We start from the raw sequence: 15,875 nt of genomic DNA, 5'->3' as shown, positions 1-15,875 counted from the left end.
GTGGGAGCGCTTTCCGAATTGTTTGCCTTGTTGGTCCCTGTGCGTCCCGGACATCACGTCTCAGCTGCCGCCGGAGGAGCCGAGGACGAGTGAGACCGTCCGTTCCCTGCCACCGCGCTCCAGCGTCAGCTCCAGACGGTCGCCGGGGCGGTGCGCCCGCGTCTTGACGATCAGCTCCTCGCCAGAGTGGACCCGCTGTCCGTCGACCGTGGTGATGACGTCGCCGGCCTTGATCCCGGCCTTGGCACCCGGCCCGCCCACGGAGACCGGCGGTCCGCCCTCGCCGCCCTCGGCGGCGACCCGCGCGCCGTCACCCGTGTAGTCCATGTCCAGGGTGATGCCGATCACCGGGTGAGTCGCCCTGCCGGTGTTGATCAGCTCCTCGGCCACGCGTTTGCCCTGGTTGATGGGTATGGCGAAGCCGAGGCCTATGGACCCGGACTGGCCGCCGCTGTCCGGTTCGGAGCCGCTGTTCGCCGAGCGGATGGCCGAGTTGATGCCGATGACCCGCCCCCGGGAGTCGAGCAGGGGCCCGCCGGAGTTGCCGGGGTTGATGGGCGCGTCGGTCTGGAGCGCGTCGACGTACGACACGTCGCTGCCGTCGCCCTTCTCGCCGCCCGCCGTGATGGGCCGCTGCTTGGCGCTGATGATGCCGGAGGTGACGGTGCCGGCCAGGTCGAAGGGCGCGCCGATGGCCACGACCGGATCGCCGACCTGCATGTTGTCCGAGTTGCCGAGGGGCAGGGGGGTGAGGCCGCGTACGCCCTTCACCTTCACGACGGCGAGGTCGTAGCCACTGTCCCGGCCGACGAGCTCGGCCTGCGCGGTCTCCCCGCTGTTGAAGGTCACGGTGATCTCGCCGACGGATCCGGCCGGCCGCACGACGTGGTTGTTGGTGAGGATGTGGCCGCGGGCGTCGAGCACGAAGCCGGTGCCGGTGCCCTGTTCGCCGGAGCCGCTCACATGCAGGGTGACCACGCTGGGCAGGGCCCGTTGGGCGATCCCGGCCACGCTGTCGGAGTCCCGCCCCGCGGACTCCTTCCCGGCCTGCGGCAGCTCGACGGTCCCGATGCCCCCGTTCCGCTCCAGATACGTCCCCGCAGCTCCGCCGATCCCTCCGGACAGGAGCGCCAGCAGCACGGCACCGCCCGCCAGGGCCTTCCTGCCCCGCTTGCGCCGCTGTTCCGTACTGGGTACACCGGCCCCGGTCTGCTGAAGAGGCCCGGGGGCCGCCGCGGGGGCCGCCCAGGGATCGTACCGCTGCCAGGGGTCGGGAGCAGCGGGGGCAGGTGCCGGCGCCGGGAGCGGTGCTGGTGCAACAGGTGCCGGTGCCGGTGCAACAGGTGCCGGTGCCGGTGCCGGGATGCTGGGAGTCGTTGCCGGCGCCTCAGGTGCGACGGCCGCCGACGGGACGGGTGCTCCCGGTATGGACGGGGACGGCTGGCTCGGTATCGCCGTGCCGTGCGTCGGCGTCGCCGCCGCTGGATGCTGGACGGGCGGCGCGGGCGCCCAGGGGCCCGGTTCGCCGTAGGGCGGGGTGCTGTACGGATCGGGGTCGTGCAGCGGCCTGGGCGCACCGCCGAGGGGCACGGCGGGCTCCACGGCGGTGCCGGCGGGCTCCTCGGGGCGCCTCAGCTCGTAGTCACCCGCGTCCTCGTCCTGGCGCACGGCGGGCCGCGCGAGCTCAAAGTCGCCGTCGGTGTCGACGTCGGTGTCGATGTCGGTGTCGGTGTCGGTGTCGGTGTCGGTGTCGGTGTCGATGTCGATGTCGGCGTTGGTGTCGGTGTCGGCGTCGACGGAGTCCGCCGGGGCCGCCCCCTGCCCCTCCAGCCCCTCCAGCTCCCCCGGCTCGGGCTCCCCCGACTCTCCCGGAGCGTCCTGCGGCCGTGGACGGCTCCACCACTTCGCCTTCGTGGGCTTCCCCTCGTTCATGCTCTCCCCACAGCCGCGGCACGGCTCGAATGCGGTGACCGCGGTTAGTCGAATCGGCGCCCGGCCACACCTCGGCAGCGGGCGACAACCCCCGGATTCAATCAGGTTCGCCGCCCGGTGCGCAGAGACCGGTCAGCGGGCCGTCCGCGAGGAGGCGGAGGGAGAGGGGGACGAGGCCGGGTCCGGGAGGGGCACGGCGAGCAGGGGCGCCGCGATCTCGGGGACCGCGGACCACGAGGTCAGGGCGGCCGGCGCGGCCACCTCGAACGGATGTATCAGCGGGGACATGGCCACGGCACCGGCCACCACCGGGGCGGTCAGCGCGTGCACGGCGTGGTGCCGGGCGGTGGGCGGCATTCCGGGCAGCAGCGGAGCGGACACCTCGGTCGGGGCGACCGGGGTCTGGCCGAGCATGCTCTGGCCGTGCACCTGTCCGAGCAGTGGCGCCGCACCCCGGCGCCGCTGGGATTCCGGCGTCGTCGTCGCGCCCGACCCCTGCGTGCGCGTCGGCGTCACATTGCTCCCCGCGCCGGAGCCGCTGCGGGCTTCCGTGTCGCCAGGGGCGCCGGTGGTGACGCCGCCCAGGGCGATCGCGGCCAGGGACACGGCCCCGGCGGCCGCGAACGCGAACCGCAGCCGCGAGGAGGACCTCTCGGTCTCGGGCCGGCCGACGTCGTGGATACGGAAGCCCCGGCCCCCCGAAGGAAGGCCTCGGCTGTCGGAAGGCAGCAGGGGGATGTGCGGCCGGGACGGCGCGTACCCGAACTCGAACCGCTCGCCGCGCTTCGCGCCGAAGGCCCCGGACGATCCGAACCGTCCGGACAGTCCGCCGGGCAGCCCTCCGCCACCCGGGGGCATGCCGTCACCGTCCGGGTCGCCCCCCGCGGGTAGTCCCTGCAGGCGGGCCAGGAAACTCTCCGAGGGAGGCGGTGGAGCCGCCTCCGCGAAGACGTTCTTCAGCCGGCGCTGGGCGTCCACCTCCGCCTTGCATTTCGGGCAGGTGGCCACATGCGCCAGTACGCGCTCCCGCGCGTCATGACCGAGCTCTCCGTCCACCAGGGCGGAGAGTCGGTCTCCCAGGTGCTGCTCTGCGAGGTGTCCCTCGGAGGACTCAGGACGTGATCCGCTCACGCGCTCGCGCCCCCTCCTCCCAGTGCGGGAACACGGGGCACGAAGGAGCGGCGCTCGGCACGCGCCTCCGGGGAACGGTGCGCGAGGGCCTTGCGCAGCTGGGAGCGGCCGCGGTGGATCCGCGAGCGGACCGTGCCGAGCTTGACGCCGAGCGTCGCGGCGATCTCCTCGTACGACAGTCCTTCGATGTCGCACAGGACGACCGCGGCGCGGAACTCGGGGGCCAGCGTGTCGAGGGCCTGCTGGACGTCCGCGTCGAAGTGCGCGTCGTTGAAGACCTGCTGCGGCGTGGGCTCCTTGCTGGGCAGCCGCTCGGCGGCGTCATCGCCGAGCGCGTCGAAGCGGATGCGCTGCTTGCGGCGGACCATGTCCAGGAACAGGTTCGTGGTGATGCGGTGCAGCCAGCCCTCGAAGGTGCCCGGCGTGTAGGTCGACAGGGAGCGGAAGACACGGACGAAGACCTCCTGCGTGAGGTCCTCGGCGTCGTGCTGGTTGCCGGTGAGGCGGTAGGCGAGCCGGTAGACCCGGCCGCTGTGCGTGCTGACGATCTCCTCCCAGGTGGGCGGAGTCCACGCCTGCCCGTCCGCGTCGGTGGAGAAGGTCGCGGTCTGGGCGAAGTCAGCGGCGTGGCTGTGGTCAGCAGTGTCGTTCACGGATGTCGGCCTGCCCGCTGATCCGAGGAAGCGCCGGAACACTCCTCCGCGATCCACAGGCGCAGCCGCACCTCCCCTGTCAGCTCTGGTGGTGTCCAGTGGAGCCCCTACCATAGCCACCTCGCCCGTTAGGACCGGATAAGCGGTTTTACGAGAATTTGATCTGGGCTGATACGCCTCGTACTGCTGCGACGGCACTTGCTCGGCGTCCTCGTCCACTGCCTGCCCCCCGTCCCGGCCCGCGCCTCTCGCTCATCCCTTTAAACGACCGGTCCCATCTGCGGGTTCCCGCACCCAACGGATACAGTCACGCCGAGGCATTCACGGGGACAGGAGAGGGTCATTACCGGCAACCGGCAGACGAGCTGGGCGTTCGCCGACGCCTATGTCGCCGAGGACGACGCACTGCGCTGGGCCCGTGACCGGGCCCGTGACGCGGGGCTGCGCTCGGTGACGCCCGGCACGGGCTCCGCGCTGGGGTTGCTGGCCGCCTCCGTCGACGCGAAGGCCGTCGCGGAGATCGGGACCGGCTGCGGTGTCTCCGGGATCCACCTCCTGCACGGTATGCGGCCCGACGGTGTGCTCACGACCGTGGATCCCGAACCGGAGCACCAGCAGTTCGCCCGCCAGGCCTTCCGCGCCTCCGGCTTCGCCAGCAACCGGGCGCGCTTCATCCCGGGCCGCGCCCTGGACGTGCTGCCCCGTCTCGCGGACTCCGGCTACGACCTCGTCTTCTGCGACGGTGACCGCCTCGAGGTCATGGACTACCTCGCTGAATCGTTGCGGCTGCTGCGCCCCGGTGGGCTCGTCGTCTTCGAGGGCGCCTTCGCGAACGGCCGGACGGTGGACTCCGGACCGCAGCCCACGGAGGTGCTGCGGCTGCGGGAGCTGCTGCGCACGGTGCGCGAGAGCCAGGAGCTGGTGCCGTCACTGCTGCCGGTGGGCGACGGCCTGCTGTGCGCGGTGAAACGCTAGCCCGATCGCACGTTAGCGGAGCGGATGCCGGGGCAGACGAAAGTCATTGATGAGAAAACAACCGCCCCGGCACCACAGATGATGCCGGGGCAGCTGAAAGGGTATGGTCGCTTCCGCCTCAGCCGACGACCTTCTTGAGGGCGTCGCCCAGCGCGTCGGCCTCGTCCGGGGTCAGCTCGACGACGAGCCGACCGCCGCCTTCGAGCGGAACGCGCATGACGATGCCCCGCCCCTCCTTGGTCACCTCGAGCGGGCCATCGCCCGTCCGCGGCTTCATGGCCGCCATGCTCGTTCCCCTTCCTGAAACCCAGCTCATCGTCAAAGCCGTCGGCCCCGAGAAGGGCACACGTGCGGCCCTGAGCAGGACTCGCGACACCGGCATCGAACACATTGCTTCCAAGCCATTATCCCGCATCGCAGGACCCGATGACCAACATCAGTAGGCATCGCTTGGGCAACGCACGCGAGCAAAACCACTCAATTCGGCGATGTGACTGCGATACTCCGCCACCGCACACACATCCGCCGAACGGAAACAGGCGAGAATTCTTTGACGCAGGTCACACCTCCGGTGCGATCACCTGTCGGCGATCTCCGTCATGCTGTCCTGCAGAACAGGGACCTACCGGCCGGTAGGTCCCCGAGCAGCGACACGGAGGGGATACGCCATGGCCGACACCGTGCTCTACGAGGTGAGCGACGGGCTCGCGACGATCACGCTGAACCGCCCCGAGGCGATGAACGCGCTGAACGTGGAGGCCAAGGTCGCCCTGCGGGAGGCGGTCCGGTCCGCGGCGGACGACGCCGCCGTGCGGGCGGTGCTGCTGACCGCCGCCGGTGACCGGGCGTTCTGCGTCGGGCAGGACCTCAAGGAGCACATCGGGCTGCTGGTCCAGGACCGGGAAACCGGTTCGAGGCAGACCATGAACACCGTGCGGGAGCACTACAACCCGATCGTGCGGACGCTGGCCGAGGCGGCGAAGCCGGTCGTCGCCGCCGTGAACGGGGTGGCGGCCGGGGCGGGCTTCGGCTTCGCCCTGGCGGCGGACTACCGGATCGTGGCGGACACGGCCGCGTTCAACACCTCCTTCGCCGGGGTGGCGCTGACCGCCGACTCAGGGATCTCCTGGACGCTGCCGCGGGTGATCGGCCCCGGCCGGGCGGCCGACCTGCTGCTCTTCCCGAGGAGCATCAGCGCGCAGGAGGCGTACGAGCTCGGCATCGCCAACCGCCTGGTACCCGCCGGCGAGCTGCGCGCGGAGGCCGAGAAGGTGGCGCGGGCACTGGCCGGGGGCCCGACGGTGGCGTACGCGGCGCTCAAGGAGGCGGTGGCCTACGGGCTGACGCACTCCTTGGAGGAGACCCTGGAGAAGGAGGACGAACTGCAGACGCGGGCGGGGTCCTCCGAGGATCACGCGATCGCGGTGCAGGCCTTCGTCAACAAGGAGAAGCCGAAGTACCTGGGGCGGTGAGCGCAGGGCTGTAGCGCCGTCCAGGGGTGCGGGTCCGCTGTGGCTGGTCGCGCCCCGCGGCGGAGCCGCAGATCGACTCAGCCCCGCGCCCCTCAAAGGGCGTCTCTGACCACGCATGCTTCCAAGTGATCGTCGACCAGGCCGCACGCCTGCATCAGCGCGTACGCAGTCGTCGGGCCGACGAAACGCAGCCCCCGCTTCTTCAGCGCCTTGGACAGGGCGGTCGACTCGGGGGTGACGGCCGGGACGTCGGAGAGCGCCTTCGGGACCGGGCGGGTGCCCGGCTCGGGGGCGTGGGACCAGATCAGCTCGTCCAGCTCGCCCCGGGCCCATTCGGTCAGCACGCGCGCGTTGGCGAGCGTCGCGTCGATCTTGGCGCGGTTGCGGATGATCCCGGCGTCGGCCAGCAGGCGCTCACGGTCCTCGTCGGTGAAGTCGGCCACCGAGGCGATCTTGAAGTCGGCGAAGGCGGCACGGAAGCCGGGGCGGCGGCGCAGGATCGTGATCCAGGACAGGCCGGACTGGAAGGCCTCCAGGCTGAGCCGTTCGAAGAGGGCGTCGTCGCCGTGGACCGGGCGGCCCCACTCCTCGTCGTGGTACGTCACGTACTCCGGGGCGGACAGGGCCCAGGGGCAGCGCGGTGCGCCGTCCGGGCCGGCGAGGGCGGCACCGTCGCTCACGGCCGGTCCTCCTGTCGCGGACCGGGCTTGTCCATGGACACGTGGTTCTCCCCCGAGGTGTGCACCGGCCCGTGGGTGGCGGCCGCCCGGGCGCCCGCCAGGGCCGATTCCAGGTCGGCGATGCGGGCGTCGCGCTCGGCGAGCTCGGCGCCGAGGCGGCTGAGGGCGTCGTCCACGTCCCCCATGCGGTAGCCGCGGGCGGCGAGCGGGAAGCGGAGGCTCTCCACATCCGCGCGGTCGACCGGGCGGTCCGGGGGGAGCGGGTCCCGGAGCTGCTCGGGGGCGGCCTCGGGCAGCGGGCCGTTCTCGCCGCCGCCCACCACGGCCAGGGTGACCGCGCCGACCACGAGGACCAGCGCGACGACCAGGAACAGGAACATAACCATCGCGGGGCCCCCACGGTCAGGTGTCTCGAAGTCTTCGAAGACGGATGTTGTCAGGCTCCGATCGTGCCATGCGAGTCTGACAGTTAGGGTCGCAGGCGGCGGAAGACGGGCACGTACCAGGAAAGGTCACAGGGGATGCTCAGGCTGGGCAGGCGGGAATTCGGGCCGCACGAGCCGGTGATCATGGCGATCGTGAACCGGACCCCGGACTCCTTCTACGACCGGGGCGCGACCTTCCGCGACGAACCGGCCCTCGCGCGCGTGGAGCAGGCGGTGGCCGAGGGAGCCGCGATCATCGACATCGGCGGGGTCAAGGCCGGGCCGGGCGAGGAGGTCACGGCCGAGGAGGAGGCCCGGCGGACGGTCGGGTTCGTGGCCGAGGTGCGGCGGCGGTTCCCGGACGTGATCATCAGCGTGGACACCTGGCGGGCCGAGGTCGGTCGGGCCGTGTGCGAGGCCGGGGCCGATCTGCTGAACGACGCGTGGGGTGGGGTCGATCCCGGGCTCGCCGAGGTCGCCGCGCGGTACGGGGTGGGGCTGGTCTGCACACACGCGGGCGGCGCGGAGCCGCGGACGCGGCCGCACCGGATCCAGTACGACGATGTCGTGGCCGACATTCTGGATGTGACCGTCGGGCTGGCGGAGCGGGCGGTGGCGCTGGGGGTGCCGAGGGAGTCGGTGCTGATCGATCCCGGGCACGACTTCGGGAAGAACACGCGGCACAGTCTGGAGGCGACCCGGCGGCTGGGCGAGATGGTCGCGACGGGGTGGCCGGTGCTGGTGTCGCTGTCCAACAAGGACTTCGTGGGCGAGACGCTGGACCGGCCGGTCAAGGAGCGGGTTGTGGGGACGTTGGCGACGACGGCGGTGTCCGCGTGGCTGGGGGCGCAGGTGTACCGGGTGCACGAGGTCGCCGAGACACGGCAGGTGCTGGAGATGGTGGCGTCCATCGCCGGGCATCGGGAGCCTGCCGTTGCCCGGCGTGGGCTGGCCTGAGGCGTTCGGGCCGAGGTACCAGGGGGCTCCGCCCCCTGGACCCCCGGACCTGTGCCCACCCGCCGCCCGAATCGGTCGGACAGGAAGCCCGGCCCCGGCCCGCGCTAGCGGCCCGCCTCCTTCGATACCAACGCCACCGCCTCGTCCACGTCGTCCGTGACGTGGAACAGGAGGAGGTCCTTCTCCGCGGCCTTGCCCTGGGCGATGACGGTCTTGCGGAGCCAGTCGACCAGGCCGCCCCAGTAGTCGCTGCCGAAGAGGACGATCGGGAAGCGGGTGACCTTCTGGGTCTGGACGAGGGTGAGGGCCTCGAAGAGTTCGTCGAGGGTGCCGAGGCCGCCGGGCAGGACCACGAAGCCCTGGGCGTACTTGACGAACATCATCTTCCGGACGAAGAAGTAGCGGAAGTTGAGGCCGATGTCGACGTACGGGTTCAGCCCTTGCTCGAAGGGCAGTTCGATGCCCAGGCCGACCGAGATGCCCTTGGCCTCCAGGGCGCCCTTGTTGGCCGCCTCCATCGCGCCCGGCCCGCCGCCGGTGATGACCGCGAAGCCCGCCTCCACCAGACCCCGGCCCAGCCGGACGCCCGCGTCGTACTCGGGTGACTCCGCCGGTGTCCGGGCCGATCCGAACACGCTGATCGCGGGAGGGAGTTCGGCGAGCGTGCCGAAGCCCTCGATGAACTCCGACTGGATGCGCAGCACACGCCAGGGGTCGGTGTGCACCCAGTCGGAGGGGCCGCCCGCGTCCAGCAGCCGCTGGTCGGTCGTGCTGGCCTGCACCTGGTCCCGCCTGCGGAGGACCGGGCCCAGGCGCTTCTCCTCCGGCGGCTGCTTCTTCCCCTCGGGGTTGCCGGTCGCCATGTGCGCTCCCTCCGTCGTGCCTGTCGTTCCGCCTCAGCGTAGATCTACGCGGGTTACGAACGAGGGACGTGAGCATGTCCGCGATAGAGCGCCGTAAACACGATGGCGTTCTGGCAGGTCACGCCGTCAGCCAGCTCCTCAGGCGCTCCTCGCCCGCGAGGATCTTCGCGGTCTCCACGCGCTCGTCCCGCTTGTGGGCCAAGTGGGGGTTGCCCGGGCCGTAGTTGACCGCGGGGACGCCGAGCGCCGAGAAACGGGAGACGTCCGTCCAGCCGTACTTCGGCATCGGGGTGCCGCCCACCGCCTCGATGAACGCCTTCGCCGCCGGGTGGGACAGGCCCGGCATCGCCGCGCCGCTGTGGTCGACGACCTCGAACTCCGCCACGCCGCAGTCCGCGAAGACCTCCCGGACGTGGGCGACGGCCTCCTCGGGCGTGCGGTCGGGCGCGTAGCGGAAATTGACGGTGACGACGCACTCGTCGGGGATCACGTTGCCGGCCACTCCCCCGCTGACGCCCACCGCGTTCAGGCCCTCGCGGTACTCCAGGCCGTCGATGACCGGCCAACGGGGTTCGTAGGAGGCCAGACGGGCGAGGATCGGGGCGGCTCCGTGGATCGCGTTGGAGCCCATCCAGCCGCGTGCCGAGTGGGCCCGCTCGCCGGTGGTCTTCAGCAGCACCCGCAGGGTCCCCTGGCAGCCGCCCTCGACCTGGCCGTCCGACGGCTCCAGGAGGACCGCGAAGTCGCCCTCCAGCCACTCGGGGTGCGTCTCGGAGACGTGCTTGAGGCCGTTCAGCTCCGCGGCGACCTCCTCGTTGTCGTAGAAGACGAAGGTCAGGTCGCGGTTGGGGGCCGGGACCGTGGCAGCGATGCGCAGCTGCACCGCGACGCCCGACTTCATGTCGCAGGTGCCGCAGCCCCACAGGATCCCGTCCTCGTCGAGCCGGGAGGGGACGTTGCCGGCGATCGGGACGGTGTCGATGTGGCCGGCCAGGATCACCCGCTCCGAGCGGCCCAGGTTCGTACGGGCCACGACGTTGTTGCCGTACCGGTCGACCGTCAGGTGGGGCAGTGCGCGCAGCGCGGTCTCGATCGCGTCCGCGAGCGGCTTCTCGGTGCCGCTCTCGGAGCGGAAGTCGACGAGCCGGGCGGTGAGCTCCGCGGCGTCCAGCGTGAGGTCAAGCGAGGTGTCGGCCATGCCGTCGACCCTAACGCGCCAGTCCCTGTGCCCAGTCTCCCCACCGGGCACATGGGAATCCATACTCTCCAGTACCTTGTACCGCGTGCCAGAGCCGTCCTCCCCCAAACGCCGTGGCCGCCTCTTCCGATGCGGATCCGCCTTCGTGATCCTGCTCGCGGTCGCCGGTTACCTCGTCGTGCAGTACATCACCGGAGGGACGGGTGAACCGGGCTGCAAAGTCGTGTCGGGCAAGGGCGACGGGGCGTCGTACGCGTTCTCGCCCGAGCAGGCCGTGAACGCGGCGACGATCACCGCCGTGGGCACCGGGCGCGGACTGCCGGAGCGCGCGGTGACCATCGCGCTGGCGACCGCGCTGCAGGAGTCGAGCCTGCGCAACATCAACCACGGCGACCGGGACTCGCTCGGCCTGTTCCAGCAGCGGCCCTCGCAGGGCTGGGGCACCCGCGAGGAGATCCTGGACCCGACGTACTCGGCGGGCGAGTTCTACGACCACCTGGTCAAGGTGCCCGGCTACACCCGGCTGCCCCTCACCGTCGCCGCGCAGCGCGTGCAGCGCAGCGGCTTCCCGCAGGCCTACGCCAAGCACGAGCCGGACGCCGCGCTGCTCGCCGCCGCCCTCACCGGCCAGTCCGCGGCCACGCTGACCTGCGAGGGCCGTCCGGCCGCGACCCGGGCGACGGGCCCGGACGGGGTGCGTACCGCGCTGGTACGGGACTTCGGGCGCGATGTGCTGGAGCCGGCCGGCGCCCAGGTGGGCGGCTCCTCGGCGGCCACGCCCACGCCGTCCCCGAGCGGCGGTACGGACGAGTCCGGCGGGCGGACGGTGACGCTGCCGGTGACCGCCGACCCGGGTTCCGCGACCGGGCGGAGCCTGGAGCGGCGCGGCTGGCAGCTCGCGCACTGGGCCGTGGCCAACGCCTCCGAGCTGCACATCGCGCGCGTGACGTACGCCGGGCGTGAGTGGGTCGCCGGGAACACCGCCAGCGAGTGGCGCGCTCCGACGGCGAAGGGCACGGCGGGCGCGGAGCGGGACGCCGACGACAGCGACGCCGTCCGTATTGTCACGATGCGCTAGATCGCGCAGGGGTACGGGAACTCACCCCTGGGGGTTACCCGCGCGGCTCGGCCGCGACGGTGTGCGCAGGTTTTCGTGCCCTCACTCGGGAATCCGTGAAATCCCTTGGGCGTACAGGGCTGGAAGGATTCGGCGGGCTTTCCGGAGTGGGCCTTTTTGCCCGTTTGTCCGCAGCCGATTATGCGACGCATTACCAACTCTTTACGTTGCGACGCCGCAACCTTCCCGGGCTTCGAGCGGTAGTCACTGCGTCCGAGCCGGGGCGGTCAACAGCCAGTCGATCAACTCCCGGAGCCGGTCGGACACTTCACGAACCTCACTGTTCTCTCCGTCGAAGGAGCACCATGTCCCTCCCCCTGACCCGCCGGATCGCCCGTGCCGCGCTCATTGTCGCTGCGGGAGCGGCTGCCGGGGTCGGTGCGGCCGGCTCCGCCAGTGCGGCCCCCGAGCTGCCGGCCAACCCGAACCTCGGCGGCCTGACCGCCCTGGACGGGGCGAACGTCGGCAACACCGTCGACGGCGCGGCGACGGACGTCAGCAAGTCCGCCGGTGACACCGGCAGCAAGACCGTCAAGAAGGCGGTGCCGGCCGCGGGCAAGCTCGGCGGCAAGACGGTCAAGAAGGCCACGCCCGTCGCGCAGAAGGCGGCCGGTGAAGCGGCCGGCTCCGCCGGGCAGCTCGTCGGCGAAGCCGCCGGTTCGGCGCAGGGCGGTCTGCCGACCGACTCCCTGACGAAGGGCGGCGTGCCGTCCGCGAAGACGCTGCCGGCGAAGGGCCTGCCGGTCGGCTGACGCCGCGCGCAGACCGCCGAAGGGGTCCAGGGAATGTCCCTGGACCCCTTCGCTGTGTTCCGTGTCTGCCGGGCGCCGGCGGCCTCGCCGTCCTGCCGCCGCCCGCCGGGAGGCTGCGACGGCCCCGGCGGCTACAGACGCCGTACCGCCGCCGCGATCCGCTCGTCCGTCGCTGTCAGGGCCACGCGGACGAACTCCGCGCCCGCCGTGCCGTAGAAGTCGCCGGGGGCCACGAGGATGCCTCGTTCCGCGAGGTGGGCGACCGTGTCCCAGCAGGATTCGCCCCTGGTGGCCCACAGGTAGAGGCTGGCCTCGCTGTGCTCGATGCGGAAGCCGTGGGACAGCAGGGCCTGGCGCAGGACGGCACGGCGGGCCGCGTAGCGCTCGCGCTGGACGCGGACGTGGTCGTCGTCGTCCAGGGCCGCCACGACGGCCGCCTGCGTCGGCGCGGACGTCATCATGCCGCCGTGCTTGCGGATCTCCAGGAGAGGGCTCAGGACGGCCGGGTCGCCGGCCAGGAAGGCCGCGCGGTAGCCCGCGAGGTTCGAGCGCTTGGACAGGGAGTGGACGGACACGATGCCGTCGTACGAGCCGCCGTTGACGTCGGGGTGCAGCACCGAGACCGGGTCGGCCTCCCAGCCCAGCTCCAGGTAGCACTCGTCGGAGAAGAGCAGGATGCCGTGCTCACGGGCCCACGCCACGATCCGGGTGAGGTCCGCCTTCGACAGGACCTTGCCCGTGGGGTTCGACGGGGAGTTCAGCCAGAGGAGCTTCAGACCCTCGGGGTCGAGCTCCGTCGGGTCGTCGTAGACCTCGTACTCGGCCCGGGCCAGGCGGGCGCCCACCTCGTACGTCGGGTAGGCCAGGCGAGGGTAGGCAACCCGGTCGCCGGGGCCGAGGCCCAGCTGGGTCGGGAGCCAGGCGACGAGTTCCTTGGAGCCGACGATCGGCAGGACGTGGCGGTGGGTGACGTCCCGGGCGCCGAGGCGGCGCTCGACCCAGCCGGTGATCGCGTCGCGCAGCTCGGGCGTGCCCCAGACGGTCGGGTAGCCCGGCGAGTCCGCCGCTTCGACCAGCGCTTTCTGGATCAGCTCGGGGACCGGGTCGACCGGGGTGCCGACGGACAGGTCCACGATGCCGTCCGGGTGGGCGGCGGCCGTGGCCTTGAACGGCGTCAGCTTGTCCCAGGGGAAAGCGGGGAGACGGTCGGAGACTGCGGACACGGTTTCTGGCTCACTTTCTGGTACGTACGAGCCGTCGAAGGGCAAACGCCTCGGCCCCGTACGGCGATCAGGGCGTGATCGGGCCGTACGGGACCGAGGCGGCGCACGGTGTGCGGCCGCTTGCGGTGACTAGGCCTGCGGCGGCAGCGCGGCGATGAAGGGGTGGTCGCGCTCGATCAGCCCCAGCTTGCTGGCGCCGCCGGGCGAGCCGAGCTCGTCGAAGAACTCGACGTTCGCCTTGTAGTAGTCCTTCCACTCCTCCGGGGTGTCGTCCTCGTAGAAGATCGCCTCGACCGGGCAGACCGGCTCACAGGCACCACAGTCGACGCATTCGTCCGGGTGGATGTACAAGGACCGGGAGCCCTCGTAGATGCAGTCGACCGGGCACTCCTCGATGCACGCCTTGTCCTTGACGTCGACACAAGGCTGCGCGATGACGTAGGTCACGCTGTCGTTCCTCCTCGATAGGGCGCTGGCGGGCCTCCTCAGGCTCCGCCGCCTGGCGCGCGGGAGCGCGGCGTCGTCGATGCCCGCCCCTAGTATCTCCGTTCTTGGGCATGATCCGAACAGGAGGGGTGCACGGACCTGTGGAAATCTCTGCCGCCGGGCGTCTTGAGGTGGCCATCACCGCTGCTGACGTGGGCAAACGGGTCTCCGTACGGAGCTTGATCGAACATGCGGCTCCGGGTGAGAAGTTCACCGACACGGTCGGCGTTCTCACATCATGGGACAAGGGTGTGCTACTGATCACACGCCGGGGTGGCGAGAGCGTCCGCATCGCGGAATCCGCGCTGGTCGCGGGCAAGGTGGTGCCCGCCGCCCGGGCGCGTCGCCGTGGTCCGGCCGCCTCGTACGAGGAACTGGCCCGGGCCACCGCGCGGGCCTGGCGGCCCGTGGAGAGCGAGCGGCTCGGCGACTGGGAGCTGCGGGCCGCGTCCGGGTTCACACGGCGGGCCAATTCGGTGCTGCCGCTCGGCGAGCCTGGCCTGCCGCTCGACGAGGCGCTCGACGCCGTCCGGCGCTGGTACGGCGACCGCGGGCTGCCCGCCTACGTCCAGACCGCGACCGGCGCCGAGGGCACGCAGGAGCTGCTGTGCGCCGAGCTGGAAGCACGGGGCTGGGTGCGGGAGGTGACCGCCGAGCTGTGGGTCGGGCCGCTGGCGCCGGTCGCCGATGCCGCCGACCCGTCGCGGGTGGTGCTGTCCCGGGAGGCCGATGACGCGTGGCTGGCCCGGTACCAGCGCAAGGGCGTGAGCCAGGTGGCGCTGCGGGTGCTGGGATCGGGGCCCTCGGTGTGGTTCGCGACCGTGCCGGGCGGCGCGGAGGGTGCTGCTCCGGCCGCCATCGGGCGGTGTGTCGTCGACGGGCGGTGGGCCGGCTTCGCCGCTGTCGAGGTCGATCCGGAGCTGCGGCGGCAGGGGCTGGGCACGGCCGTGATGGCGGCGCTGGCCCGGCGGGCCCTCGACGAGGGCGCGTCGGCCGCGTGGCTCCAGGTCGAGGCCGAGAACGCGGGAGCGCGGGAGCTGTACGCCGGGATGGGCTTCGCCGCGCACCATGCCTACCACCACTACCGGGCGCCGCAATCCGGCTCCACCGGCCGGTAGCCGATCGTCGTGAGAGGGCACGAGCCAGGTATGCGTCCCCCCTGTCCTCCGTCCCCGGAGCGCTCCGCCGAGCTGCGGAGGCGGTTCGCCGAAGAGGCCCGGTCCGAGCGGCCCGATCTGTCGACGCTGTGCCTGCTGGTGGGCGCGCAGGCGGACCGGGAGCTGGACGAGGCGGGCCTGGACACCGCGCAGGTCGAGCTGGACCGGCTGGCCGGGCTGCTGCCGTACCGGCCCGGTGGGCCGAGGGCCTGGGCGGTCGCCCTGCGGGAGCTGCTCGGTGAGCGGATGGGTTTCGGCGGCAGCCCGGCCGACTACCAGCGGCTGGAGTCCTCACTGCTGCACGAGGTGCTGGTGCGGCGCAGGGGGTTGCCGATCCTGCTGTCGGTGGTGTGGCTGGAGGTGGCCCGGCGGGCCGGGGCGCCCGTGTACGGGGTGGCTCTGCCGGGGCATTTCGTGGTCGGGTTCGGGCCTGACGAGGGGCAGGTGCTCGCCGATCCGTTCGACGGAGGGCGGGTGCTGACGGGGGCGGACGCGGAGGTGCTGGTCGCCGGGGCGACGGGGACGGGGCGGCTCGATCCGGAGATGCTGCGGCCGGCGGATCCGCTGGAGGTGGTGCTGCGGATCCTGAACAACGTGCGGGCGTGGGCGGCGGCTCGGCCGGAGCGGTCGGATGTGGCCCTGTGGGCCGTTGAACTGTCTCTCCTGCTGCCGTCGCATCCTGCGCGGTTGCGGTACGAGCGGGCGCAGTTGCTGGTGCAGCGGGGGGATTTCGTGCCGGGGGCGTTGGAGTTGGAGGCGTATGCGGAGGTTGTTGCCGCGGTGGATGAGGGGGCTGCGGAGCGGGTGCGGGGGGAGGCGTTCGCGGCTCGGGCGATGCTCAACTGATGCCGTGT

17 protein-coding genes are annotated in these 15,875 nt (G+C 72.0%); 7 read left to right on the top strand and 10 right to left on the bottom strand.

Features of this window, described 5'->3' with window-relative positions:
• Positions 1-60: 60 nt before the first annotated feature.
• From ACIBK5_RS42670 to sigE, 3 genes are all read right to left on the bottom strand, one after another.
• Entirely contained in the window at positions 61-1,932 is a 1,872-nt protein-coding gene (locus tag ACIBK5_RS42670; RefSeq protein ID WP_399028751.1) for a trypsin-like peptidase domain-containing protein, read from the bottom strand.
• 132 nt (positions 1,933-2,064) lie between these two features.
• Positions 2,065-2,988, bottom strand: coding sequence for an anti-sigma factor family protein (locus ACIBK5_RS42665; RefSeq protein WP_399028804.1), 924 nt, complete (start codon positions 2,986-2,988; stop codon positions 2,065-2,067).
• A gap of 71 nt (positions 2,989-3,059) precedes the next feature.
• Positions 3,060-3,758, bottom strand: a complete 699-nt coding sequence (gene sigE, locus ACIBK5_RS42660) for an RNA polymerase sigma factor SigE (RefSeq protein ID WP_399028801.1) — start codon at positions 3,756-3,758, stop codon at positions 3,060-3,062.
• Positions 3,759-3,992: 234 nt separating this feature from the next.
• Here sigE and ACIBK5_RS42655 point away from each other — a divergent pair, with 234 nt between their 5' ends.
• Positions 3,993-4,691, top strand: coding sequence for a class I SAM-dependent methyltransferase (locus tag ACIBK5_RS42655; protein ID WP_391099892.1), 699 nt, complete (start codon positions 3,993-3,995; stop codon positions 4,689-4,691).
• Between the two features lie 118 nt (positions 4,692-4,809).
• Here ACIBK5_RS42655 and ACIBK5_RS42650 read toward each other — a convergent pair whose 3' ends face one another.
• Positions 4,810-4,977, bottom strand: coding sequence for a DUF3117 domain-containing protein (locus tag ACIBK5_RS42650; protein WP_003966491.1), 168 nt, complete (start codon positions 4,975-4,977; stop codon positions 4,810-4,812).
• A gap of 382 nt (positions 4,978-5,359) precedes the next feature.
• Between ACIBK5_RS42650 and ACIBK5_RS42645 the strand changes: the two genes are divergently transcribed.
• The gene (locus ACIBK5_RS42645; RefSeq protein ID WP_399028749.1) at positions 5,360-6,163 is read left to right on the top strand and encodes an enoyl-CoA hydratase/isomerase family protein; all 804 of its coding nucleotides are present in this window, start codon (positions 5,360-5,362) and stop codon (positions 6,161-6,163) included.
• A 92-nt stretch (positions 6,164-6,255) separates the two neighbouring features.
• On the opposite strand, the gene ACIBK5_RS42640 is transcribed toward ACIBK5_RS42645, so the two are convergent.
• Together ACIBK5_RS42640 and ACIBK5_RS42635 are read right to left on the bottom strand one after the other, a co-directional pair.
• Complete coding sequence (locus ACIBK5_RS42640; RefSeq protein ID WP_399028747.1) at positions 6,256-6,843, bottom strand: DNA-3-methyladenine glycosylase I; 588 nt, start codon at positions 6,841-6,843, stop codon at positions 6,256-6,258.
• A complete protein-coding gene (locus ACIBK5_RS42635; protein WP_399028745.1) occupies positions 6,840-7,229 on the bottom strand; it encodes a DivIVA domain-containing protein in 390 nt (129 codons plus the stop codon). The genes ACIBK5_RS42640 and ACIBK5_RS42635 overlap by 4 nt, the downstream gene beginning before the upstream one ends.
• A 135-nt stretch (positions 7,230-7,364) precedes the next feature.
• Between ACIBK5_RS42635 and folP the strand changes: the two genes are divergently transcribed.
• On the top strand, positions 7,365-8,225 hold the full coding sequence (folP, locus tag ACIBK5_RS42630) for a dihydropteroate synthase (protein WP_399028743.1): 861 nt from the start codon (positions 7,365-7,367) through the stop codon (positions 8,223-8,225).
• A gap of 104 nt (positions 8,226-8,329) precedes the next feature.
• Here the strand turns inward: folP and ACIBK5_RS42625 are convergent, their stop codons facing one another.
• Both ACIBK5_RS42625 and dapE read right to left on the bottom strand, forming a co-directional pair.
• Complete coding sequence (locus tag ACIBK5_RS42625; protein ID WP_399028741.1) at positions 8,330-9,088, bottom strand: TIGR00730 family Rossman fold protein; 759 nt, start codon at positions 9,086-9,088, stop codon at positions 8,330-8,332.
• A gap of 118 nt (positions 9,089-9,206) precedes the next feature.
• Positions 9,207-10,286: a succinyl-diaminopimelate desuccinylase gene (dapE, locus tag ACIBK5_RS42620; protein ID WP_399028739.1), complete on the bottom strand. Its 1,080-nt coding sequence runs from the start codon at positions 10,284-10,286 to the stop codon at positions 9,207-9,209.
• Between the two features lie 85 nt (positions 10,287-10,371).
• Between dapE and ACIBK5_RS42615 the strand changes: the two genes are divergently transcribed.
• Entirely contained in the window at positions 10,372-11,364 is a 993-nt protein-coding gene (locus tag ACIBK5_RS42615; RefSeq protein WP_399028737.1) for a heavy metal transporter, read from the top strand.
• Positions 11,365-11,708: 344 nt separating this feature from the next.
• Complete coding sequence (locus ACIBK5_RS42610) at positions 11,709-12,155, top strand: ATP-binding protein (protein WP_382579272.1); 447 nt, start codon at positions 11,709-11,711, stop codon at positions 12,153-12,155.
• Between the two features lie 131 nt (positions 12,156-12,286).
• Here ACIBK5_RS42610 and ACIBK5_RS42605 read toward each other — a convergent pair whose 3' ends face one another.
• Both ACIBK5_RS42605 and fdxA read right to left on the bottom strand, forming a co-directional pair.
• Positions 12,287-13,378 carry a bifunctional succinyldiaminopimelate transaminase/glutamate-prephenate aminotransferase gene (locus tag ACIBK5_RS42605; protein ID WP_399028735.1) on the bottom strand — a complete coding sequence of 364 codons (1,092 nt, stop codon included), beginning with the start codon at positions 13,376-13,378 and terminating at the stop codon, positions 12,287-12,289.
• Positions 13,379-13,507: 129 nt separating this feature from the next.
• On the bottom strand, positions 13,508-13,825 hold the full coding sequence (fdxA, locus tag ACIBK5_RS42600) for a ferredoxin (protein WP_010047804.1): 318 nt from the start codon (positions 13,823-13,825) through the stop codon (positions 13,508-13,510).
• Positions 13,826-13,965: 140 nt separating this feature from the next.
• Between fdxA and ACIBK5_RS42595 the strand changes: the two genes are divergently transcribed.
• Together ACIBK5_RS42595 and ACIBK5_RS42590 are read left to right on the top strand one after the other, a co-directional pair.
• Positions 13,966-14,982 carry a GNAT family N-acetyltransferase gene (locus ACIBK5_RS42595; RefSeq protein WP_399028732.1) on the top strand — a complete coding sequence of 339 codons (1,017 nt, stop codon included), beginning with the start codon at positions 13,966-13,968 and terminating at the stop codon, positions 14,980-14,982.
• 30 nt (positions 14,983-15,012) lie between these two features.
• A complete protein-coding gene (locus ACIBK5_RS42590; RefSeq protein ID WP_399028730.1) occupies positions 15,013-15,867 on the top strand; it encodes a tetratricopeptide repeat protein in 855 nt (284 codons plus the stop codon).
• Positions 15,868-15,875: the final 8 nt, after the last annotated feature.

Source organism: Streptomyces sp. NPDC050546 (assembly GCF_044457425.1).
Lineage (GTDB): Bacteria > Actinomycetota > Actinomycetes > Streptomycetales > Streptomycetaceae > Streptomyces.
This window is presented reverse-complemented; position numbering and strand designations above follow the sequence as displayed.

Excerpts from the sequence above, each read along its gene's own strand:
- ACIBK5_RS42670 (WP_399028751.1), bottom strand. The coding sequence starts at position 1,932 with ATGAACGAGGGGAAGCCCACGAAGGCGAAGTGGTGGAGCCGTCCACGG.
- ACIBK5_RS42650 (WP_003966491.1), bottom strand. The coding sequence starts at position 4,977 with ATGGCGGCCATGAAGCCGCGGACGGGCGATGGCCCGCTCGAGGTGACC.
- ACIBK5_RS42645 (WP_399028749.1), top strand. The coding sequence starts at position 5,360 with ATGGCCGACACCGTGCTCTACGAGGTGAGCGACGGGCTCGCGACGATC.
- ACIBK5_RS42635 (WP_399028745.1), bottom strand. The coding sequence starts at position 7,229 with ATGGTTATGTTCCTGTTCCTGGTCGTCGCGCTGGTCCTCGTGGTCGGC.
- folP (WP_399028743.1), top strand. The coding sequence starts at position 7,365 with ATGCTCAGGCTGGGCAGGCGGGAATTCGGGCCGCACGAGCCGGTGATC.
- ACIBK5_RS42625 (WP_399028741.1), bottom strand. The coding sequence starts at position 9,088 with ATGGCGACCGGCAACCCCGAGGGGAAGAAGCAGCCGCCGGAGGAGAAG.
- dapE (WP_399028739.1), bottom strand. The coding sequence starts at position 10,286 with ATGGCCGACACCTCGCTTGACCTCACGCTGGACGCCGCGGAGCTCACC.
- ACIBK5_RS42610 (WP_382579272.1), top strand. The coding sequence starts at position 11,709 with ATGTCCCTCCCCCTGACCCGCCGGATCGCCCGTGCCGCGCTCATTGTC.
- ACIBK5_RS42590 (WP_399028730.1), top strand. The coding sequence starts at position 15,013 with ATGCGTCCCCCCTGTCCTCCGTCCCCGGAGCGCTCCGCCGAGCTGCGG.